The 24,625-nt window shown below is 63.6% G+C and carries 18 protein-coding genes; 9 read left to right on the top strand and 9 right to left on the bottom strand.

Annotated elements, in window-relative coordinates; all coding sequences use genetic code 11:
* Nucleotides 1–7: 7 nt before the first annotated feature.
* From gspM to ACMAUO_RS13740, 4 genes are read left to right on the top strand one after another with little or no spacing between them, the layout of a single operon-like run.
* Nucleotides 8–619, top strand: coding sequence for a type II secretion system protein GspM (gene gspM / locus ACMAUO_RS13725; RefSeq protein ID WP_420357545.1), 612 nt, complete (start codon nucleotides 8–10; stop codon nucleotides 617–619).
* Nucleotides 616–1,095: a hypothetical protein gene (locus ACMAUO_RS13730; RefSeq protein WP_420357546.1), complete on the top strand. Its 480-nt coding sequence runs from the start codon at nucleotides 616–618 to the stop codon at nucleotides 1,093–1,095. Before gspM ends, ACMAUO_RS13730 begins: the two co-directional genes overlap by 4 nt.
* A 14-nt stretch (nucleotides 1,096–1,109) precedes the next feature.
* The gene (gene gspD, locus ACMAUO_RS13735) at nucleotides 1,110–3,524 is read left to right on the top strand and encodes a type II secretion system secretin GspD (RefSeq protein ID WP_420357547.1); all 2,415 of its coding nucleotides are present in this window, start codon (nucleotides 1,110–1,112) and stop codon (nucleotides 3,522–3,524) included.
* Nucleotides 3,521–4,363, top strand: a complete 843-nt coding sequence (locus ACMAUO_RS13740) for a type II secretion system minor pseudopilin (protein ID WP_420357548.1) — start codon at nucleotides 3,521–3,523, stop codon at nucleotides 4,361–4,363. Before gspD ends, ACMAUO_RS13740 begins: the two co-directional genes overlap by 4 nt.
* A gap of 194 nt (nucleotides 4,364–4,557) precedes the next feature.
* Here ACMAUO_RS13740 and cysE read toward each other — a convergent pair whose 3' ends face one another.
* A complete protein-coding gene (gene cysE, locus ACMAUO_RS13745; RefSeq protein ID WP_420357549.1) occupies nucleotides 4,558–5,430 on the bottom strand; it encodes a serine O-acetyltransferase in 873 nt (290 codons plus the stop codon).
* A 47-nt stretch (nucleotides 5,431–5,477) separates the two neighbouring features.
* Nucleotides 5,478–5,687: a hypothetical protein gene (locus ACMAUO_RS13750; RefSeq protein WP_420357550.1), complete on the bottom strand. Its 210-nt coding sequence runs from the start codon at nucleotides 5,685–5,687 to the stop codon at nucleotides 5,478–5,480.
* 524 nt (nucleotides 5,688–6,211) lie between these two features.
* Between ACMAUO_RS13750 and ACMAUO_RS13755 the strand changes: the two genes are divergently transcribed.
* Nucleotides 6,212–6,844: a peroxiredoxin gene (locus ACMAUO_RS13755; RefSeq protein ID WP_420357551.1), complete on the top strand. Its 633-nt coding sequence runs from the start codon at nucleotides 6,212–6,214 to the stop codon at nucleotides 6,842–6,844.
* 15 nt (nucleotides 6,845–6,859) lie between these two features.
* Nucleotides 6,860–7,345, top strand: a complete 486-nt coding sequence (locus ACMAUO_RS13760; RefSeq protein ID WP_420357552.1) for a thioredoxin domain-containing protein — start codon at nucleotides 6,860–6,862, stop codon at nucleotides 7,343–7,345.
* Between the two features lie 16 nt (nucleotides 7,346–7,361).
* On the opposite strand, the gene ACMAUO_RS13765 is transcribed toward ACMAUO_RS13760, so the two are convergent.
* The 3 genes from ACMAUO_RS13765 to ACMAUO_RS13775 form a co-directional block, all read right to left on the bottom strand.
* Complete coding sequence (locus tag ACMAUO_RS13765) at nucleotides 7,362–8,777, bottom strand: diguanylate cyclase domain-containing protein (protein ID WP_420357553.1); 1,416 nt, start codon at nucleotides 8,775–8,777, stop codon at nucleotides 7,362–7,364.
* Between the two features lie 172 nt (nucleotides 8,778–8,949).
* Nucleotides 8,950–10,977 carry a phosphocholine-specific phospholipase C gene (locus tag ACMAUO_RS13770; protein WP_420357554.1) on the bottom strand — a complete coding sequence of 676 codons (2,028 nt, stop codon included), beginning with the start codon at nucleotides 10,975–10,977 and terminating at the stop codon, nucleotides 8,950–8,952.
* A 7-nt stretch (nucleotides 10,978–10,984) separates the two neighbouring features.
* Nucleotides 10,985–13,414 (bottom strand): TonB-dependent receptor, encoded by a 2,430-nt coding sequence (locus ACMAUO_RS13775; RefSeq protein WP_420357555.1) that lies wholly within the window; start codon nucleotides 13,412–13,414, stop codon nucleotides 10,985–10,987.
* Nucleotides 13,415–13,748: 334 nt separating this feature from the next.
* On the opposite strand from ACMAUO_RS13775, the gene ACMAUO_RS13780 reads away from it, so the two are divergent.
* Entirely contained in the window at nucleotides 13,749–14,447 is a 699-nt protein-coding gene (locus ACMAUO_RS13780) for a GNAT family N-acetyltransferase (RefSeq protein ID WP_420357556.1), read from the top strand.
* A gap of 97 nt (nucleotides 14,448–14,544) precedes the next feature.
* On the opposite strand, the gene ACMAUO_RS13785 is transcribed toward ACMAUO_RS13780, so the two are convergent.
* From ACMAUO_RS13785 to ilvD, 4 genes are all read right to left on the bottom strand, one after another.
* The gene (locus tag ACMAUO_RS13785) at nucleotides 14,545–16,143 is read right to left on the bottom strand and encodes an efflux transporter outer membrane subunit (protein ID WP_420357557.1); all 1,599 of its coding nucleotides are present in this window, start codon (nucleotides 16,141–16,143) and stop codon (nucleotides 14,545–14,547) included.
* The gene (locus ACMAUO_RS13790; protein WP_420357558.1) at nucleotides 16,140–17,321 is read right to left on the bottom strand and encodes an efflux RND transporter periplasmic adaptor subunit; all 1,182 of its coding nucleotides are present in this window, start codon (nucleotides 17,319–17,321) and stop codon (nucleotides 16,140–16,142) included. The genes ACMAUO_RS13785 and ACMAUO_RS13790 overlap by 4 nt, the downstream gene beginning before the upstream one ends.
* Nucleotides 17,321–20,494: an efflux RND transporter permease subunit gene (locus ACMAUO_RS13795; RefSeq protein WP_420357559.1), complete on the bottom strand. Its 3,174-nt coding sequence runs from the start codon at nucleotides 20,492–20,494 to the stop codon at nucleotides 17,321–17,323. The genes ACMAUO_RS13790 and ACMAUO_RS13795 overlap by 1 nt, the downstream gene beginning before the upstream one ends.
* A 487-nt stretch (nucleotides 20,495–20,981) precedes the next feature.
* On the bottom strand, nucleotides 20,982–22,838 hold the full coding sequence (gene ilvD / locus ACMAUO_RS13800; protein WP_420357560.1) for a dihydroxy-acid dehydratase: 1,857 nt from the start codon (nucleotides 22,836–22,838) through the stop codon (nucleotides 20,982–20,984).
* A 245-nt stretch (nucleotides 22,839–23,083) separates the two neighbouring features.
* Between ilvD and ACMAUO_RS13805 the strand changes: the two genes are divergently transcribed.
* Nucleotides 23,084–23,563 carry a CBS domain-containing protein gene (locus ACMAUO_RS13805; RefSeq protein ID WP_420357561.1) on the top strand — a complete coding sequence of 160 codons (480 nt, stop codon included), beginning with the start codon at nucleotides 23,084–23,086 and terminating at the stop codon, nucleotides 23,561–23,563.
* 95 nt (nucleotides 23,564–23,658) lie between these two features.
* Nucleotides 23,659–24,621, top strand: a complete 963-nt coding sequence (locus ACMAUO_RS13810; RefSeq protein ID WP_420357562.1) for a LysR family transcriptional regulator — start codon at nucleotides 23,659–23,661, stop codon at nucleotides 24,619–24,621.
* Nucleotides 24,622–24,625: the final 4 nt, after the last annotated feature.

Below are 24,625 nucleotides of genomic sequence, written 5' to 3' on the forward strand. Positions count from 1 at the left end.
CCACGAAATGACATCCTTGCTGACGCTGGCACGCACCTTGCCCGAAGGCAGGCGGGGGCGGGCACTGGCGCTCTGCATGCTGGGACTCGCGCTGGGGCTGGCATGGCTTCTTGTGCTGAGCCCCGTCTGGACCCTCTATGCCGACCGCGCGCAGGGACTGGACCTGCAACGCGCCACGCTCACCCGCATGGAACGGCTGGCCAGCGCCCTGCCGGCCCTGCGTCAGAAGACCGCCACATCCTTCCCCGGCCCCGCGCAACTGATCGACGGTCCCACCGACGCCGTCGCCAGCGCCAACCTGCAAGACATCCTGCAAAAGATCGCCACCGCGACGGAAGCCGAGATCACAAGCATCGAGAACGTGCCCTCGGCAGCGGCCGGGCGCTATCGGCGGATCGGCCTGCATATCGTCGTCACAGCGCCATTCCCCACGCTGATCCGGCTGCTTAGCCGGCTGGAACGATCCACCCCGGCGATCGTGATCGACGGACTGCATCTGCGCGGCGCCGAGGACACGAACGGTGCATCCACCCTCCTGGATTGCGACATGATCCTCCACGCCTTCCGGCGTACGGACGGTACCCCGGCAGCAACCCCGTCGCGGACGGACACCCCATGACGGGCGCATCCCATCTCCGCTCCTTCCTCACCGCCTGCCTGGCGACGATGATGCTCGGCCTCGGCATGCTGCCGGCGCTTGCCGCCCCACCCACGCAGGACGCCCCAAACCTGCCGGACAGCACCCGGATCGACTCATGGCAGCAGACGATCCTGGCGCGCCCCCTGTTCAGCCCCACCCGCCGCCCGGCTGACATGCCCGGCACGGGCGATACCACGCCCCGCCTGACGGGCATCGTCGTCGGCAGCGGCCGGCGGCGCGCCATTTTCATGATCCCGGGACAGGATCGCGGCCAGATCGCCGATGTGGGCGACCTCATCGGCCCATGGCGGATCGTCGCGATCGAGAACGGCACGATCCGGGTCCGGGACATGGCGGGCGAACACGTCATGCGCCCTGACCGCGACCGCCGAACCGACAACCGGATGGGCGACACCCCGCCCGCACCAGCCCCTTCCCGCCCGGAAAATCAATAACGAGGTCCCATGCGATGCATATCCTGATCCGCGCCCTCGAAGGCATGACGACGCAGCGCCGCATGCCCGAAGGCACGATGCCTCGTCGCACAACACCTCTCCGGGCGACGCTGGCCCTGTGCCTGTCAGTGGCGGGATGTGACAATGGCCCGCCACGGGTCAGGCCCTTGTCCGGCGCGTTCCCGCTGGCCACCCCGGCACCCGAGGGCGCCGAGGGACGGATCGGCACGACCGACGCATCAGGGCAGGTGCAATACAGTTACGGCCGCAACACAATACCGTCCCTGCGCCCCTCCGGTTTTGCGGCCGGCGAAGGGCAGATCTCACTGAACTTCGCCGATACCGACATCCGCGATGCGGCAACCCAGATCCTGACCGATATCCTGCATGTAAACTACACGATCGACCCGGCGGTGCATGGAACAGTAACGCTGCACACTTCCGCCCCCCTCACGAACGCACAGGTGCTCCCGGCATTGCAGATGATCCTGGCCCAGGTCCAGGCCGTGCTGCTGCGCAGCGACGGGCTGTACCGCATCGTCCCAAGCCAGGGCCCACAGGCCGGTTCCCAATCCGGCAATCTTCAAGCCGGCGTAACCGGAATGACCGACAACCCCGCCCTGGGCGGCAATATTCTGGTCCCGCTGCGCTACGCCGAGGCCGCCAGCCTGACACGCGCCCTGCAACCCTTCGTCCAGTCCGGCGCCCGCCTCACACCGATCGACAGCAGCAACGCGGTCATCGTCAGCGGCGACCCGACGGCACGCAACGCGCTGGTCGAAGTCATCCGCGCGTTCGACGTGGACTGGCTCAGCAGCCAGTCCTATGCCCTGCTTCCAGTCGAATCGGGAACAGCCAAGGATATGGCATCGGTCTTGCAGACGGCTCTGCACGGCAGCGGCGGCTCCCTGGCACAGATCGTGCAGGTCCTGCCGCTCACCCGCGTCAACGCGGTGCTGATCGTCGCACGCAATACGCGCTATATCGACGACGCACGCCGCCTGTTCGCGCTGATCGAACGCAACCGCCGCGCCACGATCCGGTCCTGGCACATCTTCTACGTGCAGAATTCCAACGTAAACGACGTCACCTACACGCTGCAGCAGGCTTTCACGCCCGACAATATCACGGCCCTCCCCCCCGGCAACGCTTCCGGCACGGCCTCGCAACTGGCCCAGACCGGTTTCACCGGCGGCATGAGCAACGCCATGGGCAACCTGGGCGGCGGCGCCACAGGCGGCACTGCCGGCAGTGTGGGCGGCCTGGGTGGCAGCGCGGGCATGGCCGGCGGATCGGGCGCCAACGCCACGACCGGCCTCACCCAGGCAGGCGCGCAGGGCGGAACCCAGGGCACGACGGGCGCCGGCCAGCAGGCAGCGCCGTTCAACAACCCCCTGCTGGGCGGACTGGACAGTTCCGCGAGCACCGAATCCCGCCCTCAGGGCATGCGGATCATCTCCAACGGCCAGCACAACGCGATCCTCGTCTACGCCACCGATCAGGAAAGCGACAATGTCGAACTGATGCTGAACCGCATCGACATCATGCCCCTCCAGGTGCGGATCGACGCCGTGGTGGCAGAGGTCCAGCTCAACGACGCGCTGCAATACGGCACGCAGTTCTTCTTCAAATCCGGCGGCATCAACGGCGTACTCAGCACCAACAGCCAGACGATCACCACCGGTACGCTGGCCACCGCCGCCTTCAGCCACACGCTGCCCGGTTTCATCATCGGCGGCGCCAGCGGCGGCGGCGCACCGTTCGCGATCGACGCGCTGCAAAACGTCACCACCGTGCATGTCCTGTCTTCACCGCAGTTGATGGTGCAGGACAACCACCCGGCCCGGTTACAGGTCGGGCAACTGGTGCCGGTCCAGATCGGCTCGCAATCCAGCACGATCGGCACATCGATCTACAACCAGTTCACCTACCAGCCGACCGGCGTGATCATGGAAGTGACCCCCCATGTCAGCCATGCCGGCCTCGTCACGCTGGACATCGCGCAGGAGGTCAGCTCAGTCAGCAACACCTCGCCGGTCACGACCACGAGCACCAGTACCAACCCCACCTTCAACGACCGCTCGGTCAGTTCGCGCGTCGTGGTGCAGGACGGGCAGACCGTCGGGCTGGCCGGACTGATCACCGAGAATTCCAGCCGCGCCAATAGCGGCATTCCCTGGCTGAAGAACATCCCCATCCTGGGTTTCCTGGCCGGCAGCCAGAACAACAGCCGCCAACGCACCGAACTGCTGATCCTGATCACCCCCCACGTCATCCATGACGAGCGCGACGCGGTCAGCCTGATGGAAGATCTGCGCGACACCCACCCCAATGCCGCGAACGTGCCCGATGAACTGACACCGATGCACACGACCGGCAGTGCCGATCCCCTGCGGCCACTACGCCGGCAGGTCGGGCTGGACCGGTGACCAGCCGCGTCCACCCACGGAACGCGCACAACCGCCAGGGCGGCTTCGCCCTGCTGATCGTGCTGTGGACGCTGGTGGGGCTGTCGCTGCTCGTCTCCATCGTCATCGCGACAGCCGGCGCCGAACTGCGGAGCGTTCGTGCATTGAGGCTTTCAGCCCAGATGCAGGAAGCCGCGGATGGCGCCGTCTGGCAGGCAATCTTTCACGCCATGGACCGTTCCGTCGCACACTGGGCCCAGGACGGCCGCGCCTATGTCACGCGCATGGACGGCCTCACCCTCACCACGCGACTGCGCAGCGAAGCCGGCCTGATCAATCCAAACACCGCCCCCCGCCCCTTGCTGGCCGCCCTGATCGAGGCATGCGGCGCCACAGCCGGCCAGGCGGCGACAATCGCAGCCAACATGGTGGAATGGCGCAGCAGCGCACAGGGAAACGTCGCGGACATGCGCGCCCGCTATCTGGCCGCAGGGCTGACCTACCGTCCGCCACAAGCCGCCTTCCAGACAATCGACGAGATCGGACTGGTCCTGGGCATGACTCCGGGCCTGCTGCGCGCCCTCACACCGCATCTCTCCGTCACGCAGCCAAACGATCCCGATATCACACAGGCCGATGTCACGGTGCGGCAGGCCATGCGCAAGGCAGGCGAGCCCATGCCCCCTCCGCTCCCAGGCAACGTGAACCGACCCAGCAGCTTCCGGGCCGAAATCACCGTCCAGGACGGCCATGGCGGTCGCGCCGGCCGCCATGCCATCATCCTGCTCACCCCGGCGGCGCAACCCGGCGCCACCCTCGCCGATATGGTGCATATCGTGCAGCTACAGCCAGATCTGTAAGAGGCTTTTTACAAAGTCACCCTGCCGGCGATCCAACGCGCATTTCCTGCGCTTCGGTGCTCACGGCCATCAAGGCCGCTCCGTTCCGATGCTCGAAAATACACGCCGGGCGTGCCGCTTCGCAGCACGCTCGCTCGGCAGGCCGACTTTTCAAACAACCCGTAAGAGTTTTTTAAAAATTCCTCTTTAGAAAATCAGATTTCATACTCGATGGCCGGCAGGCTCTGATCCATGGTCAGCGAGGGCAAGCCCCGATGCGGCGCGCCGACAACCCGCGCCGGATTACCCACCACGGTCGTAAACGGCGCAACGGGCTTGAGCACGATCGACCCGGCACCCACTCTGGCGCCCTCGCCGATTTCGATATTGCCCAGCACCTTGGCCCCGGTTCCGATCAACGCGCCCCGCCGCACCTTGGGATGCCGGTCACCGGCTTCCTTCCCGGTCCCGCCCAGCGTGACGTTCTGCAACAGGGCTGCGTCATCCTCGACCACCGCCGTTTCGCCCACCACGATGCCGGTCCCGTGGTCGAACATGATCCGCTGCCCTAGCCGCGCGGCAGGGTGAATATCCACAGCAAACACTTCCGACGCCCGCCCCTGGATATAATGCGCCAGCGGGCGGCGGTTCTCATGCCACAGCCAATGTGCAACCCGATAGGACTGGATCGCATGAAAGCCCTTGAAAAACAGGAACGGCACCAGAAGCCCGCTGGCCGCCGGATCGCGCTCGCGGAGCGAGGCCAGATCCGCAACCGCCATATCGACCGCCGGCGAATAGCTGATCTGAAAATCCCTGATCAGGGCAAAGAGCGTCGCCTTGCGCACCAGATCATTGCTGAGCTTGCGCGAGAGCAGATAGGCCAGCGCGGTTGCGAAATCCGGCTGGTCAAGAATGCTCGGCCGCGTCAGGTCCCGCAAAACCGGGTCGCGATGCGCCCGGGCCTCGCCCCGGATCAATTCCCACAAACCCGCCGGCGAGACCGACGGAGCGGCGGCATCCACCGCCGCCGCATCCACCCCGCCCCGCTCGAAATAGGCACGCAGGCTGGTGATGTCCGCATCCATCACCTGTTCCCGTCTCCGCTCCAAAGACGGAAGAGATCGCGTCCGGATCACCGCGCCTGGGCCAACCCGTCCGCATGGGCGCGACGAAACTGCCACACCACCTGCCGCGTCAGTTCGTCCGGTTCGGCCAGAACCCGATTATGGAGGAGGCGCACGCTGTCATGCGCGGCATAGAAGCGCCGCGTCTTGCGGTCAGCCTCCACGATCAGCGCTCCCAGAAACGTGCCTTCGATTTCGACGATCCGTGATTCAAACATTGCCTGCTGCCTTGTCGTTCCGCTTGCGCGGGTCCGCCGGCAGCACTCACCGCCGGCGCATTATCGGGCGGGCGCCAGCCCCATATGGCCGGCCCATCGCGCACTACATCGGTCGTTGCGACACATTCGCGCATTCATGAGGGTCATCGGACTCCACACTCCGGATGATCACGCCATATCCCGATGGCGATAAGGGAACGATACAGGCATCCCGCGTCCCGTCAAGATTAAAACATCACACGTTCGTATGATAAATCATATCACTTACATTTATGTTATTAACGCGAGTTTTAAACTGACACCCATAAACATCTTAATTTAATTAAGTTTTTTGAAAATTTTTCGTACCCCTTTCCCCACACCAGAGCCACCCTTTCATCGTCCCATCTAGCAACAACCTCACCCGGCGCATCGCCGACGGCCCCTATAATACCAAATTTTTCGTTGAATGTTTCATATAACGATATATGCTCGTTATCGAGCACCCCACCAGATCGGGGCCTCATTGGAAGGATACCGGTATCATGGGCATTCATCTCGGCGACGTCGCACCGGATTTCGAGCAGGAAACGACCATCGGCCCCATCCGCTTCCACGAATGGCTGGGGGATTCATGGGGCATCCTGTTCAGCCACCCCAAGGATTTCACCCCGGTCTGCACCACCGAACTGGGGGCCGTCGCAAAGCTCGCACCGGAATGGGCAAAGCGGAACACCAAGGTCATCGGCCTGTCCGTCGATCCGGTCGGCAGTCACGCGGAATGGGAGGCCGACATTGCCGAGACCCAAGGGGCAAAAGTCAATTTCCCGATCATCGCCGACGCCGACGGCAAGGTCGCGGCCCTCTACGACATGATTCACCCGGCGGCGGACCCCAAGGTGACCGTCCGGACGGTCTTCATCATCGACCCCGCGAAGAAGGTCCGGCTGACCCTGACCTACCCGCCGTCAGCGGGCCGCAATTTCGATGAAATCCTGCGTGTGCTGGACAGCCTGCAACTGACGGATCGCCACAAGGTCACGACCCCCGCCAACTGGCAAGCGGGCGACGACGTGATCATCGCCCCCTCGGTCACCGACGAGCAGGCCCACGCCCTTTTCCCCAATGGCTGGAAGACCCTGCGCCCCTATCTGCGCCTCATCGCCCAACCCCGCTGAACAGGAGAAACTGCAATGACCCTGTTCCCGGGATGGCAGGCCCCTGATTTTACGGTTCAGACCACAGCGGGCCAGATTCACTTCCATGCCTGGCTGCGCGGAAGCTGGGGCATCGTCATTACCCATCCGACCGATTACGACCTGGATGGGTTACGCCGCGCCGGAGCATGGGCGCTCTCCCGCGCGCAACCGGTCCGGCTGCTCGGCCTCTCCCCTTGCCACGACGACAGCAGCCCGCACGGCCCGGGCTTCACGATCGTCGGCCAGCAGGATGCAAACCGCGTCGCCAGGGCCTGGCAGGGCGTGACGCAGGATATCGGCGATATCGTTCCAGCCGTACCGATGGCGGAGCGCGCGGTCTATGTGATTGATCCCGCCCTGACGATCCGCACCGTCCTGTCATACCCACCCGTGCATGGAAGGCATTTTACCGACATCATCCAGGCAGCAGAGGCACTCGGGCTGGAGGAGCTTCCCCTCCGCCCGGTCCGGGCAGCCTGAAACCACGCTCTCCGCTTTATCGCGCTTCGCCCGCCGGAAAAGAGACAAGATCCACGGCAGGCTCCTGGAAAAGCGTATATCCATTGCGACCGGCCGCCTTTGTCGCGTAAAGGGCGGTATCGGCGCGATAGATCAGTTCATCGGCGGTAATGCGATCCATGCCGGTCATCACCGCACCGATACTGGCCGTTACCGACCGCGTGACGCCCGCGAAGCAATAAGGCGTGCGCAGCGCATCCGAGACCATGGCGCACAGCGCATCGAATTCCTCGGCGGAAAACGCACCCGGAATGAATGCGGCGAACTCGTCGCCGCCAAACCGGCCGACACAGCCGCCGCGCCATGTCACCAGGTCGCGCAGCCGGACACTGAACGCCCTGAGAAACGCATCCCCCGCCTGATGCCCCAGACTGTCATTGACCCCCTTGAAATCGTCGATATCGATGAAGAAAACCACACCCGGTTGCAGCGCTTCGACCACCGTTTTCAGCACCGCCTCGAATTTCTGGCGGTTCATGGTCGATGTCAGCATGTCATGCGTCGCGGCATGTTCCAGATTAGCCTTCATCATCATCAGCCGCCGGGTATCGCGCCGCTTTTCACCCACCGCGTTGTTGATCGGCAGCACGACCAGTAGCAGCGAGAACAGATAAGGCTGCATCATGCCCTCGCGCATCAGACTGCCGTCCGGAGACAATCGGGCGATCGGCCCCAGTCCCCGCGCCGTCAGCGCCGAGGCAAAGGTCGACACGAAGAAAACCGCCGTCAGGCCCCACGCCGGCCTGGCGTGGAAGGCGAGCATTGCCAGCGCCGGGTAGAGAAACAGAAACAGCGGAGAGCGCCCCCAGGTGAAGCTGAGGATCGTCAGCACGACACAGCACAGCAGCAAGGCAACATTCTCTTTCTCGACCTGCCAGACCACCTGCCCCGGGCGCGCGTAGCGCAGCAACGCCAGGACAGCGGGCGTGGCCAGCAGCAGCCCCAGCGCATCGCACAGAACCCATTGCATCCATTCGCGAAATGGCGGCGCGGCATCACCCAGCAGCGTGTATTCGACAGCAACCCCGATCGCCGCCTCGATGGCCGCCGACAGCAGCGCGATGATGGTAAACGCCGCGAAACGCCGCGGCCGTGTCAGATCGATGGTCGCCCCGCAGAAGCGGCGCGTCATCGGGGCCGCGATCAGTACCTGCACGGCATTGAGCATGCAGGCGAGAAAACTCTCGGTCGGCGACAAACCGCCGGCGAAGCCGTTGATCTCGAAATTGACGGCGAGACAGGCCACCAGAACCCCCGCGGCCAGAACGGGGCGCAAACTCAGCAGGGCGACCAGCATAGCCGCATTCGGTGCCCAGAAGGAGGCGTAGCCGAATTCGTCCGTGACGAAAAAACGGGAGATCAGGCAACTCAGGCCAAAGACAGCCACAAGCATCGCAGCCGTTCCACTGCCGCGCCTGATTTCCGCCGAACGATAAGGTCTCCAGCCCAACCACCCCCCCTCGCGCAGCGTGTACCGTCACAACCAGTACCCTGATAGCCGTCAAAAATAAACGCTATTCAACACACGCGCGATGCAGCCTGCCAGCCGCAGCTTGATCAGGCGCTCAGACGACCAGGCCTCCCATACCGCCGATGGCGGGATCGGTGCGGCTGGGCCGCCCGGTTTCGCGATGACCGGCAAACCGGAGGGCGCGCCCGGCTCCCGCGTCCAGTTCCACCGTCAGGTCATACCAATGGTCGTTCCGACCGACATCGATCACGACATCGACCGACCCCTGTGGAGGCACCATGACCTCCTGCCGCACCTCCCGATAGGCATCCGTGACAACAACCCTGCGCGCAATACCGGTGTGCTGGCCCAACCGCAGCACAACCGTGTCCAAGGACACTCCCGTTCGCAGGGCAACCGCAAACCCGGCACAGGCCGTAAAACGCCGATAGAAGCCGTTTGGGCCATGCACCGTCACCGCCACGCTCCCCGCGAGCGCGAAGACATGGCTGTCCCCTGCCCCGACTGTGTAGTGGCGCACGCCGCCGCCATCGCGCACCCGGAACACGGCTCCCTGCGTGCCGCCACAGGCCAGCCGAAGCCTGCCGTCAGCCTCCAGATCGGCATGGAGATCGTAAGGAAGGGGCCGGGCCGGGCGCGCTCCGGTTTCCTGCCGGGGAAGAGACTGCCGGTCGGGGATTGTCGGCGGCGGCAGGCGGCACGAGGCCCGTGTCCGGACCGGATAGGCTGAGGTATCCGGCAGGGCCTCGGGCCACACCGCATCCCGGCGCGTGAAGTCGAAGGCCGAGGTCAGATCCCCGCAGACCACCCGGCGCCAGGGGGTAATGTTCGGCACCTCGACACCGAACCGCGCCGCCAGAAAGCGCAGGACCGAAGTATGATCGAAAACCTGCGAGTTAACCCAGCCTCCCGTGCTCCACGGCGATATCAGCAGGGCCGGCACCCTGGGCCCAAGGCCGACCGGTACGCCGTCATACACCTCTCCCGTCACCGGAACGGTGCTGGCCCCCCGCGCTTTCTCCAGGGCAGGAACCGGCGGCGGCACATGGTCGAAAAACCCGTCATTTTCATCATAATTCAGGATAAAAACCGTCTTCGTCCAGATATCGGGATGCCGCACGAAAACATCCATCAGGCGCGAGATCAGGAATTCGCCATAGCCCGGTGGCGCATCGGGGTGCTCCGAGAGGGCCGTGGGCGGCACGATCCACGACACCTGGGGCAAGCAGCCGCTCGCCACATCCCGTTCGAACGCCTCGACCAGATACCGGCCGTCCGAACTGTTCATGTTCGCACGGTTGGAGCCGGAAACGATCCGCCGCGCGCGCTGATATTGCCAGGATCGCCGGTCCAGGTCGCGGAACGCGGCAAACGAGGCGATCGGGTTGTCGCCGAAATTGTCGTATTCCTGATAGACCCGCCACGAGACCCCGGCGGCCTGGAGCCGTTCGGGATAGGTCTCCCAGCGGAACGGTGCGAACGATGCGCGGTCATGCGCCATGTCGGCGGTCCAGTTGCCGTCATCGACATTCTCGATGGCCTGCCGGCCGTGATCGTCCACGGCCAGCCCATTGGTGCCGCTGAAGAAATAGAGCCGGTTCGGATTGGTGGGCCCAAAGATCGAGGCATGATAGGCGTCGCAGATCGTGAATGCATCTGCCAGCGCGTAGTAATAGGGAATGTCCGCCCGGGTGAAATGGCCCATCGTCATCGCCGTCTTGCGCGGCACCCAAATATTCCAGTCGTCCCATGCCGCCTGCGTGCCCTTCCAGCTATGGTCAAGGCTGGCCAGGCAGGCACTGGATGTATGGTCCGTATCGAAGCGGAACGGCAGCACGCGCCCGCCCTTCCCATCCGGCTGGGCAAAGACGGAATTCCCGTCCGGCAGGCGTTCGGCCCTGGGGTCGCCATAACCGCGCACCCCGTTCAGGCAGCCGAAATAGTGATCGAACGACCGGTTCTCCTGCATCAGGATCACCACATGCGCCACATCCGCGATCGTGCCGGTCACATGATGCGGGGGAATGGCCATGGCCCGGCGCAGATTGTCGGGCAAAACTCCCCCGGTCGCCAGGCCGGCACTCCATTGCAGAAAACGGCGGCGTCCGGGGGCAACAGCCATCTGTCGGTCAGAAATGCTTGCGCAGGGTAAAGAACACCATGCGCGGCGCGCCCGCCTGCAACGTGGCGAATGTATGCGTCGGATCCGAGAACACGAACCCGTTGGTGCCCACCGAGGCAACATAACGCTTGTCGAACAGGTTGCTCACATTCACCTGGGCATCCACGCCGCGCAGCAGCCAGTTACGGCTATGGAAGCGATAGCCCACATTCAGGTTGAACACGTCATTTGCCGGCACCCATGCATCGTTCAGATAGGTATAAGACCGCTTGTCCTGGAACTGCATGTTGATATTACCCCAGATCGACCCGTCATCATAGCCGATCTGCACATTCGCCAGGTTGCGCGGCATACCCACCACGTCCCTGCCCCTGGTGGCGTAAATGGTCCCGCCGCTATTGACGTTGTCGTTATATTTCGAGTCGTTGAAGGCATAGGATGCATAGATCGACCAGTTGGGCGCGAACTGGTAGTTGAAGGCCAGATCCACGCCGCGCGCCGTCACACCGCCGACATTGGCCAGCGCCGAGGCATTGCCCTGCACGCCGGTTCCCTGGGTGATGGTCAGCAGCCGGTTCTCGAACTCGACATAATAGCCGGTGATCGAGGCCTGGATATTATGGTCGTGATAGCGGTAGCCAATTTCCTCGGAATAGGACATTTCCGGCTTCAGCTTGTTCCTGATCGCCTCATAGCCCGCGATCGTCGTGGCGAACGGGCTGGTCGCCCCGGTGTTCGAATTGTCGAACGCCGCCATGTTGCGTGCGAAATCGGCAAACACCTCATTATGCGCATTGACGCGATAATTGGCGCCGACCTGCGGCAGGAAACCGTTGCTCGCCTCGATCGAACCCGACGGATAACCGTCATCCCCCTTCACACCAAGAATATTGCTGCCGATCTGGCGCGCCTTATTGTCCGCGATCAGCGACCGGAAGCCGTAATTCAGCTTCAGGGCCGGCGTGATCTGCCACGTATCCTGTAGGTGGACCTGATAGGTCTTGGTATTGAATGCACCCTGCCACTGGGTGGCGAACCAGTTGTTCTGGTACCAATAGGTGCTGCTCGGCGTGCCATCCAGGCCCAGAGGATAGAAGCGCCGCGCCTGTTCGAAATCGTTGTTCTCGAACCAGAATCCACCTTCGATCGTATGATGGCCAACCTTGTACGTCAGGCCGCCGAGAAAACCTTCGCGATGGATGTCATACTCGGTGGTCCGCACCGAAAGCGGCGAGCCGCCCAGCGCCGTCGGCGTCGCCTGATACGGCGTGGCCCACACACCCTCGCCGCTATTGGTATGGCCGTAAACCGACGCAAAACCCTTGAGGTTGCTGGTCAGGTCGAAATCCAGCCGTCCATATCCCATCGCGTCCTGACGAAGGCCCGCCGCATTGTAATAGACGAAATCCGGATAGCTGCCGTAATTGGTGTTGCCGATTCCCGCCGGATAAGGCGTGCCGTTCTGGTAGGCATAGCCGATCTGCTTGGCCAGATTGTAATTTCCGGTAATGTTGTCGACCCGGTATCCATATTTCGCAATCGTCGCCAGTGACAGGTCCTGATAGTCGTTTTCCTGGCGCAGCGACCAGTCCCCGAACAGCGTCAGCTTCACATGCTCGCCCAGCGGCTGGACGAACTTCGCGTTAGCCTGCTGCTGGCGCTGGATACCGTCGCCCTTCCACTTGTTGGCGTCCTGATAATCATACGAGACATAGAACTTCCCGCCACCGGGCAACACGCCGCTATTGACGCGCATGAAAGTGCGCCAGGTCCCGGCCGAGCCAACCGTTCCCGCCACATCCACGCCGAACTTTCTGGTCGGGTCGATCGACGTGAATTCCAGTGCACCACCCAGGTTGTTCGAAGCCGCCACACCCACAGACCCGGCACCCTGGGTCAGAGTCGCACGTCCATTATTCTCGGTCTGGAGCGCCCGACCGATCGACAGCCCGTTATCATTGCCATAGGCCAGATTGCCCAGCGGCACACCATCCATCGTGAAGCCCAGCCGGCTCTGGTCGAACCCGCGGATGATGATCTGCTGCGACCATTCGTAAGATCCCAGCGGGTCCGACGAGGTGAACATGACACCAGGCAGTTTGGAAAGCGCCTTGAAAGGGCTGGTGCCCGGCACATATTGCTGGATCGCCATATGCGACACGGTCTGCGTTTCACGCGCGGCCCCCGCCCCCAGTACCACGATCGCCTCGTTCCCGCTCGCGACATGCGCTGCCGGAGCCGGCACGGCAGTCGGACGCACCACCACAACCGGCGCGACAGATTTCGACGCGGCCTGGGCCCGCGCGGGCGCTCCATGCGCCTGCGCGGTCGACTTACGAACCTTGTGCTTCTGGCTCGCAGTGGCAGCGATCGCCCCCTGATGGATCATCGCGGCGGCAAGGCAGGTGGTCACGAAAAGGGCTGCGCTCTTGTTCATATCGCTCCATCCAACTGGCGGCACCCCGTCAGGACGCGGCTTCCGGCTGATGGTCGCTTAATATGATCGGCGCCCGATCAGGTCTCGTTATGATTTCATGACAATCATTTCTCCTCCACCTGCCTTATTTCTGTAATATTAGGATTCGCACCCCAATATAAGGAGAACCAAAGCCGTCGAGATGCAGGCAGAGAAATGAAGAAAGACCGTGACGATTTCATTCCCCATGCCGGTCGACTCGGAGCCAATCCGCTTTGCCCCGCGATTTATTGACTTCAGCGAAAAATCGGCGCAGGCGCTTTGTCCGGTCTCAAGCACGTCCGAAAGCACCCTGATGTCTACGCCCGGAAAACAATCGGATAGCCATCCTCTCGACCGGCCCGTCTGGCAGGCCCTAACTGGCCGCCAAGGCAACGTCGCCATCACCTGCGGCAAGGCCCGGCGATTCGACCCCGCCTATGGCCCGTTCGCGGCAGCCATCGACGAATCCGAGCCAGCACTGCGCGACCTGGCCCTTCTGGCGGCGGAGGACGAGATATGGCTGCTGGAAAAAAATCCACCCCTGGCCATCCCCGGACTGACCCTGCTCAAGCGGGCCGACTGCATGCAGATGGTTGCCCGGACGATCACCCCCGCCCCATGCCGCTTTCACATCGCGGAACTGGGCGCCGACGACGCGCAGGAGATGCTGGCGCTGGCGACGATGACGCAACCCGGCCCCTTTCGCCCCCGCACCCACGCACTGGGCCCTTTCATCGGTATCCGCGATGAAGGCCGCCTGGTCGCGATGGCCGGCGAACGCACGCAACCGGCAGAGTATGTCGAGGTCAGCGGCGTATGCACCCATCCCGACCATCGCGGACGCGGCTATGCCGGATTCCTGATGCGGGAAGTCGCGGCCCGCATCCTCGCACGCGGGACGACCCCCTTCCTGCATTGCTACGCAACCAATACCGGTGCGATCGCCCTGTACAGATCCCTGGGTTTCACGCCCTTCCAAACCGTCACTTCCGCTGTCTTCGCAACCACCTGACGGGTGGGGGCACATCCCGTCCCATCGCATAAATACAAAAAAGGCGGAGCGATAAAATCGCCCCGCCCTCGCCGGTTCCGCCATCAGCGGCCAACGGCTAATGCCCGCTCCGGACCGACGCCGTTCCCGTGTTGAGCGCCGGGGCCACACCGCTCAGATTGTCGAATGGCGTCTCGTCCCGCACGCTGTCGATGCCACCGGCCGGATCGGGATGATGCAGCCCGTCATATTGCAGCACCGAGAACGTCATCGTCTGGTCCGGCGTCGGCAGCAGCCTGTCGTTCCACCCGCCGCCAAGCGAGCGGATCAGCCCGATTTCCGCCTGGAAATAGCGCGTCTCGACCTGCACCTGTGCAATCTGGGCTTCCAGCGCGGCCTGCTGGGCAATGATCGCGTCCAGATAGGCCGAAACCCCGCCCTTGTACAGGGTCATGGTCATGCTCTGCATGTCCAACGCCGCCGATGTCGCCGCCTTCAGCCGGTCATTCTCCGCCCATAGCCGGTTGGTGCGCGAAAGCCCATCCTCCACCTCGCGAAATGCCGCAAGAACCGAGGACCGGTAACGATCCCGCGTCTCGCGATAACTGGCCCAGGACGCCTGCAAGGCGGCCCGGCGCATGCCGCCCTCGAAGATCGGCATCGAGGCCGACGCACCATAGGACCACATGCTGTTCGCCAGATTGGCCAGATCGAACCCATTGGCATCGAACCCGCCATTGGCATTGAGCGAGATATGCGGATAGAACGCCGCCCGCGAAACCCCGATGGCACGATTGGCCTGCGCCATCTCGCGTTCCGCCGAAGCCACATCCGGCCGCCTTTGCAACAGGTCGGACGGCACGCCGAGCGGAATGTTCGCCCGCACGAACGTCAACGCATCGGTCGGCGCAATGTGGAAATCGGACGGCGCGCTGTTGGTCAGCACCGCGATCGCATGCTCCGTCACCTCACGCTCGGCCTGGATGTCCAGTTCCGCCGCCTGGGTCACATACAGGCGGTTCTGGGCACGAGCCAGGTCGAGGCGCGGCGCCGCCTGATTGGCAAGCTGCGTCTGGGTCACCTTCAGCGCCTGCTCGTAATAGGCGATGGATTTGCGATAGATCGCATCCTGCGCATCATACCCGCGCAATGCGACGTAATCGCTGGCCAGTTCCGCCTGCAAGCTCAGCCGCGCCCCAGCATAATCCGCCGCCTTCTCCTGGGCCGAGAATTTCGCCATGCGCACCTGGTTGCGGATCTCCGACCAGAAATCCGGTTCCCACGACGCCAAGCCGCCATAAAACTCGTCGGTCTGCGTCAGCGCCCCCTTGTAGCGGAATAGCCTGTCGGCCGACTGCTTGTTGTCCGATGCCCCGAAGGCCAGACCGAAATGTGGCAGCAGGTCCGCACGCGCGCTCATGACCATGGCCCGCGCCTGGACGAAGCGTTCGGCTGCCGCCTGCAAATCCGCATTCGCGGCAACAGCCTTGTCCTCCAGCGCATCGAGCTGCTGATCATGCAGCAGCGTCCACCAGTTCGAGGGCAATTGCGTATCCGCCGGCGTCGCGGTGGCGAACACCCCCTGACCATGCCAGCTTGCGGGCACGATATAGGTCGGGGGATGATAGGTGGGCGCCAGATCGCAGGCGGACAGCGCCGCCAGCGACAGCATCGCCCCGCCGGACATCATGGTCCGGCGCAAAGACCGCATGATCATCCCTCGATTTCCTCGTCTTCCTGGTCGTACCCCTTGGCCGGCTGGACGACATGCACTTTCTGCCCTTCCAGCAGGTCCGCCGGCGGGTTGTTGATGATCCGGTCGGCTGGCGAAACGCCCGACGTCACGTCGGTCTCCGCATCGGCCATGCGCCCCACTTCGATGTTGTGGTAATGCACCACATCGTTGGCATCCAGTACCGCCACCTGCATGCCCTTCTCCTCGAAGACCAGGGCAGCGGTCGGGATCTGGAACACACCCGGCGTCGAGGGTGCCGTCATCTTCACCGACGCGAACGTCCCCGGCCACAGCTCATGCTTGTCGTTGTCGATGGTAAATTCGGTAATCGCCGTGCGGGTATTGGGGTCATATCCCCGCGCGATGGTCAGGAAGTCGGCCTTGAAGGTCCGGTTCGCAAACTGCGGCACGCTGACTTCGGCCGTCATGCCCGGCCTGAGAATATACGAGAACGTCTCGGGCACCGATACGAACAGGCGCATCTTGTGCATGTCCGATACGGTGAAAAGCTGGCTGGCATCGCCATTGCTGCCATGCTCCCCCGCCCCGCTGCTGACGTAATCACCCACATTGATGTCGCGCGACGTCACCACACCATCGAACGGCGCCACGATGGTCTTGAAGCGTTCCAGCGCCTCGAACTGATCGACCTTGTGCTCGGCAGCCTGCATCACCGCCAGCCCGGCCTTCTCGTTCGCATCGGCAACCGAGACCGACTGGCCCGACACCGCCTGCGACTTGCCCATCGCCCGCCAGCGGTTGGCGCTGACCACGGTCAGGTTGTATTTGGCCTGCGCCTCCGCCAGATCGGCCTTGGCCTGGGCATATTGCGCGTCCAGGCTAGGGGCATTGATCTCGGCCAGCGCATCGCCGGTCTTCACCTCGGATCCGTAATCCTTATACCACATCTTCACATAGCCCGACGCCTGCGGAAAAAGCGGCGCCTGGTACCAGGCGTCGATATTCCCCGGCAGGGTCAGGGTCACGGTCTTGGGCGAAGGTTTCGCCTGGATCACCGCAACATCGGGCAGCGCGTTGCTCAATGTCTCGGCGCGCAGTTCCGTCACCGCATGAACCCGGGTGACCACCTGATAGCCGACCAGCCCGGCCAGGACACAAGCCCCGGTCGCCAGAAGGGTGTTGCGTGACATGGAAGCCATCAGACGGTCTCCTTCCGGCTCGACGAGCGGTTGTAGATAATCGCGTAGACACAAGGAACAAACAGAAGCGTGGAAATGGTGGCCACGATCAGTCCGCCGATCACCGCCTTGCCCAGCGGCGCATTCTGCGAGTTGCTGATCGACATCGGCACCATGCCCACGATCATCGCGGCAGCAGTCATCAGCACGGGGCGTATGCGCCCATACCCGGCCTCCAGCGCCGCCTTCAGCGCGTCGCCATGAATCTCCATCCGCTCGCTGGCATAGGACACGACCAGGATCGAGTTCGCGGTGGCGGTGCCCATGCACATGATGGCACCGGTCAGGGCAGGCACCGACAGGTGCGTATGCGTCAGGAACAGGCTCCAGGCGATTCCCGCCAGCGCCCCCGGCAGGGCCGAGATGATGATGAACGGATCAAGCCAGGACTGGAAATTGACGACGATCAGCAGGTAGATCAGCGCGATCGAGATCGCCAGCCCGCCGATAAGCTGCGCATAGGCGCTGCGCATCGTCGTCGCCTGGCCTTCCACATCCACCGCCGCCCCACGCGGCACGTCCGCCGCCGTCTGGGCGATCACCTTGTTGACGCCCGAGAGCACGGTCCCCAGATCGGTGCCTTCGGCCGACACATAGATGTCGAACGCCGGCATCGAGTTGAAGTGCGAGACCTGTCCCGGCGTACCGGTGGCGCTGATGGTGCTGACGGCGCCCAGCAACTGCATGCCCTTGCCCGTCGGATTGCCATCTCCCTTGTCGACCGGGATCGACAGCAGGTCGTTGAAGTGGGTCAGCTGGTTCTGGGTCACGTAGGTGTTCAGCAGAAAGGTCACGCCCCAGACCGGATCGTACCAATATTGCGGATCGACGGTCGAACTGCCCGACAGCGTCATCAGTTCATTGTCGGCCAGGTCGGCGGCATCGACGCCAGTGGCCTGGCTGAAGGTCCGGTCCCCCTTCACGAACAGGGTCGGCGTCTTCATCGTCTGTTGCAGCGACACGTCGCTGGCACCGGGGACGAGACGCAGCTTGTTCGTCAGTTCGACCGCATATTGATAGCTCTTGCTCAGTTCCGGCCCCGTGATCTTGATATCGATCGGCGAGGGCGAACCGAAATTGAGGATCTTCGCCGTCAGATCGGCTGGCTGGAAGGTAAAGACAGTGCCGGGGAAACTGGCCGACAGCCCCTTGCGCAGCACGGCACGATAATCCCACACCGGCGCTTCCGCCTCGGTCAGCGTAATCGTCAGGTCGCAATCCTGCGTGCCGATGGTCGGCGTCGGGATAAAGGCCTGGTTATGCGGCGCTTCAGCCAGGCCGCAATTGCTGACCACATCATCCACCTTGCCCGGAAGCAGCTCATGAATCCGGTCGCTGACCAACGTCGCGATCCGCCCCGCCACCTCGATCCGGGTGCCCAGCGGCGCGCGCATGTGCATCTGCAACTGGTCGGACTTGATCTCAGGAAAGAAATCACGCCCCGCCACCAGATACAGCCCCATCGACAGCACCGACACGCCAAGGAAGATCGAGGCGAACCGCACCCGGTTGGCAATGGCGCGCCCCAGGAACACACCATAAGCCTCGCGGAAGCTGGTGAAGCGGCGCTCGAACCCGCGCTGGAAGCGCGAGAAGATATTGCCCCCCTTCAACTGGTCCTCGTGCGTGTCATGCCCATGCGCGCCATGGGTCTGCCCTGCCAGCAGGAACTTCGCCATGGTCGGCACCAGGGTGCGCGACAGGATGAAGGAGGCGATCATCGCGAAGATGATGGCTTCTGCCATCGGCATGAACAGCCAGCCGGCCACCCCGCCCAGTTCGAACAGCGGCAGCCAGACGATGCAGATGCAGGTCGTGGAAACGAAGGTCGCAATCACGATCTGGTTGGCCGCGTCAATAATCGCGACCTCCAGTTCCTTGCCCATTTCCAGATGGGTATCGATGTTCTCGATCATCACGGTGGCGTCGTCGACCAGGATACCGACCGCCAGTGCCAGACCACCCAGGGTCATGACATTGATCGTCTGCCCGGCCCAGCCCAGCCCGATGACGGCGCACAGGATCGCCAGCGGAATCGAGGTGGCGATAATCACCGTCGATCGCCATGAACCCAGGAACAGCAGCACCACAAGGCCGGTCAGGAACGCCGCCGTTACCATCTCGCGCAGCACGTCCGTGATCGAATCCTTCACGAAACCGGAAGCATCGTTCAGGATCGACAGATGCGCGCTCGCCGGGATCACCTTCTCCAGGCGCGGCATCAGCGCCTTCACGCCGGAGACCACATCCAGCGTCGAGGCCTCGCCGCTCTTCATCACCACCATCACGACCGCCTGCCGGCCCTTGACGAGCACGAGGTTGGTCTGCGGATGGCCGCCACGATAGACCTGCCCCAGATCGTGCATGTAGACGACCGAATTGCCGACACGCTTGATGGGAATATTGCTCAGTTCTTCCATCGTGCGCGGCTGGGCATTGGTCGCCACCATCCAGTCGGTGGCACCGATTTTCTGGTCACCGGCCGGACGCACGATGTTCTGCTTGTCCAGGACGTTCTGCACGTCCATCGCCGACAGATGGTGCGCCTGCAACTGCTTCTGGTCGAGCGCGAACATCACGAACGCATCCATGCCGCCATAGGGATGCGGCACGATGGCGCCCGGTACCGTCACCAGCAGCGTACGGATGCGGATCTGCGCCAGCTTGAACAGGTCCGACGGCGTCATGGTCGGCGAGGTCAGTTCAAGCGTAATGACGGGAACCGACGAGGCTTCCAGCTTCATGATCATCGGTGCCGGAATCTTTTCCGGCAACTGCATCAGCACCGTCTGCGAGATCGCGGTCACGTCCGCCTCGGCCGATCCGATATCCGTGCCGGGCTGGAAGAAGATCTTCACGATACCACGGCCGTAATAGGAATCGGATTCCATATGTTCGATACCCTCGACCGTCGAGGTCACGCCCTGTTCGTAATTGTACATGACGCGTGCAGCAAATTCGTCGGGCAGCAGACCGGCATAGGTCCATACCACGGCGATCGCCGGAATCTTGATATTGGGAAAGACGTCTGTCGGCGTCTTGAGGGCGGACATGACGCCGAACAAGACGATCAGGATCGACAGAACGACAAAGGTGTACGGCCGCCGCAGGGCCGTCACGACGATTGCATTCATATGTGAGTTTTTCCCCGTCCAGGGCTTTTACCAGCATCAGGAGGAAACAGGCCGCACGACCGCATCCGAAAGACGGAGCGCGCCAAGACATTTCTTAACCGAAATGATCATCGGCACGCCCTTCCGCCGCCAGGGCCGCGTCGGCCATGTCACCGCGCGGCGCGCGGGACAATATTCCTGTTCAGGTCAGGGATTATGCGGTGTGATTGTCATCTCTGGCTCCCCGTGCGCGCGTGCCCGCAAGAGCGACGCTGTCTCTCAACAGCCTATACATAGGTATATTTCAAAATATGTATGAAAAAATGTCCATGTTCCGAAAACAAATTTCATGAAACCCGCGTCATCACACGGATAGGGCGAATCTATGCCCAACTCTTCATCACTGTCAGATAAATTATTGCGCAACGTAACATAAAACAGACATCATTACGTTGTAATTACGAGGCAGGCGACCGAGTTTCCCCGGCCGCCTGCCTCGCCGGACCCGTCATCCGCGACGGCGAAGCTGCCCCACATCGCGCACCGCGCCCCGCGCGGCACTGGTGGTCAGCGCGGCATAGGCTTGCAACGCAACCGACACCGAGCGCGTGCGATCGGGCTGCCAGGCGGCCTCCCCCGTCTCTTCCATCTGGAGCCGACGCGCCGAGAGTTCCCCGTCCGGCAGATCGACGCGCAGGACCCGTCCGGGAATGTCGATCTCGATCACATCGCCCTCGCGCAGCAGGCCGATCGCACCGCCCTCCGCCGCCTCGGGCGAGATATGGCCGATCGACAGGCCCGAACTCCCGCCCGAGAACCGACCATCGGTAATCAGCGCGCAGGATTCGGCCAGCCCCTTCGATTTCAGGTAGCTGGTCGGATACAGCATTTCCTGCATGCCGGGGCCGCCCTTGGGCCCTTCATAGCGTATCACCACCACATCGCCCGCCACGATCCGGTTGCCCAGGATGGCCGACACCGCATCGTCCTGGCTTTCGAAGATCCGCGCCGGCCCCTTGAAGCGCAGCAGCCCCGCCGCCACGCCCGCCGTCTTCACAATCGCACCGTCCTCGGCGATGTTGCCGTACAGCACCGCCAGTCCGCCATCCTGGCTGAAGGCATGCGCGCCGTCGCGGATCGCTCCCTCCGCCCGGTCGAGGTCCAGCGCGTGATAGCGGCTGGCCTGCGAGAACGCCTGCGTGGTCCGCACCCCGCCGGGCGCGGCACGGAACAGGGTCTTCGCCGCCTCGGGCGCGTCGGGCACCGTCACGTCCCAATGCTCCAGCGCCTGGGCCAGCGACGGCGCATGCACCATTGGCGTCTCGCGATGCAGCAGCCCCAGCCGGTCCAACTCGCCCATGATGGCGAAGATGCCACCCGCATGGTGTACGTCTTCCATGTGCACGTCGGCCTTCGACGGCGCGACCTTGCACAGATGCGGCACCCCGCGCGACAGGCGGTCGATATCGGCCATGGTGAACGGCACCCCGCCCTCATGGGCGGCGGCCAGCAGATGCAGCACGGTGTTGGTCGAGCCGCCCATGGCGATATCGACCGTCATCGCGTTCTCGAACGCCTCCATGGTGGCGATGCCGCGCGGCAGCACGCTGGCATCGTCCTGCTCGTACCAGCGGCGGGCCAGCCCGACGATCCGCCGCCCGGCTTCCAGGAACAGTTCGCGCCGGTCGGCATGGGTCGCCACCAGGCTGCCATTGCCCGGCAACGCCAGGCCCAACGCCTCGGTCAGGCAGTTCATCGAATTGGCGGTGAACATGCCCGAGCATGATCCGCAGGTCGGGCAGGCCGACCGTTCGATCGACTGGGATTCGGCATCACTGACGCGCGGATCGGCCGCCGAAACCATCGACGTCACCAGGTCCACATGCCGCTCGATGCCGCCTTCCGTCACCCGTCCGGCCTCCATCGGGCCGCCCGAGACGAAGATGGTGGGGATATTCAGCCGCATCGCGGCCATCAGCATGCCGGGCGTGATCTTGTCGCAATTGCTGATGCACACCAGCGCGTCGGCGCAGTGGGCATTGCACATATATTCCACCGCATCGGCGATCAGTTCGCGCGAGGGCAGGCTGTACAGCATGCCGCCATGCCCCATGGCGATGCCATCATCGACCGCGATCGTATTGAATTCCCGCCCGATTCCGCCCGCCTCGGCCACCGCGCCCGCCACGAGCTGGCCCAGATCCTTCAGGTGGACGTGCCCAGGCACGAACTGGGTGAAGGAATTGGCGATGGCGATGATCGGCTTGCCGAAATCGGAATCCTGCATGCCCGTGGCACGCCACAGGCTGCGGGCCCCGGCCATGTTGCGGCCATGCGTGGTGGTGCGGGAGCGATAGGCGGGCATGATATGTAAAGCCTTTCCGGACAGGGGCAGGTCGTTGCGGGGATACGGCCCCGATGCGCCGCGTCCCGGCGCGCCCCCCTTATATGAGACGTTTCCCCCCGCCGTGAAGCACCCCGCCACCGCCCCCGCATTTTCACGCCGTTATGAGCAGGCGCGCCATTGTTCCCGCCCCGAAAACTCCCATGTCGAAACGCAGCCACCACGCCACCCATGAAGCGTGGACCATAAAAGGGAGGAAACACCCCGTGAGCATCCCCGTCCTGCATATCCTCAACGACAAGGGCCCTGCCGTCATCACCGTCGGCGTCGAGGAGCCCGTCACGGCTATCGCCCGCCTGCTGGTCGAACGCCGCATCGGCGCGGTGCCGGTCGTCGACCCGTCCGGCCATCTCGCCGGCATGGTCTCGGAACGCTCGATCGTCGATGCCCTGGCGCATCACGGCGCGCATATCGAGGGCCTGACGGCGCGGGACATCATGACCCGCGAGGTTCCCACCGCGACCCGGTCCGAGGATATCCACTCGGTTGCCCGCAAGATGACGCGCCGCCACAGCCGCCATGTGCCGGTGTTGGATGGCAGCGGCCATCTGGTCGGCCTGGTCAGTATCGGCGACATCGTGAGAATGCGGCTGGAGGAAGCCGAGACCCTGGCCCGAGAGATGCGCGCCTACGTCATGCAGGAGGGCGGCCACGCCTCGGTACCGCCCCAACCCTTCGCATCCTGAAACCCAGACCGGGAGCGTCCAGACGACCGGCAAATAGCATCCCACCGCCGGGCCATGGTATGCACCCTTCCTCGCAGAGAGGAAGGATGCTCCCCTTGGCCGATCCCCGGCGTTGGCCTGTCCCGGTCCGTTCCCCCCAGGGCTTTTCCGGCCAGTTGGCCGAAGTCGATCTGCGCCTGCTGCGCGTATTCCGCACCGTGGCAACGCGCGGCGGTTTCGCCGCCGCCGAACTGGCGCTGGGCAAGAGCAAATCGTCGATCAGCATCGACATCTCGTCCCTGGAACAGCGGCTGCGCATCCGCCTGTGCCGCCGGGGACGAGGCGGCTTCGCCCTCACGCCGGAAGGCCGCGAGGTCCTGGATGCGACCGACGACCTGCTGCGCGATATCGACCGCTTCCGCGACCGGATCAATATCGCCAGCGGCGTGCTGTCCGGCCGCTTCGCGCTCTATGTCATCGACAATATGCTGATCTATGGCGAAACCGGCATCATCCACGCGCTGGAGATATTCGCCCGCCAGCATCCACAGGTCTTCATCAGCATGACATCCGCGTCGGCAGCCGATATCGAGCACGCGCTGCTCGACGGGCGCGCAACCGCCGCGCTGACCCTGATGCCGAACGCCCAGCCCGGCCTCAGCGCCAGCATTCTGGTCTCGGAAACGCTGCACCTCTATTGCGGCCGCCGGCACGCCCTGTTCGACCATGACGGCCCGCTGACCCTGCCGATGCTCGAGGAAGAGCGCCTGATCGATGTCTCCGACGCCGCCACGGCATCCGACTGGCCCACCATCCGCCGCCGCCTGACATTCTCCGCCTCGGCCGAGACCATTGATTCGCGGGCGATGCTGATCCTCACCGGCGTCTATCTCGGCTTCCTGCCCGAAGCCTTTGCCGCCCCGATGGTCCGCGACGGACAATTGCGCCAGCTCTCCTGCGCCGATCTGCCCCCCCTGGCGACCCAATTGCATTTCGTCGTCAAGAAAGACGCCGAAAGCAGCCTGATGGCCGATGCGTTCCGCGCGGCCCTGAACGCCGCAACCGACAGGAACCCCTGAAAAC

The organism is Gluconacetobacter brunescens, assembly GCF_048695475.1.
GTDB lineage: Bacteria > Pseudomonadota > Alphaproteobacteria > Acetobacterales > Acetobacteraceae > Gluconacetobacter.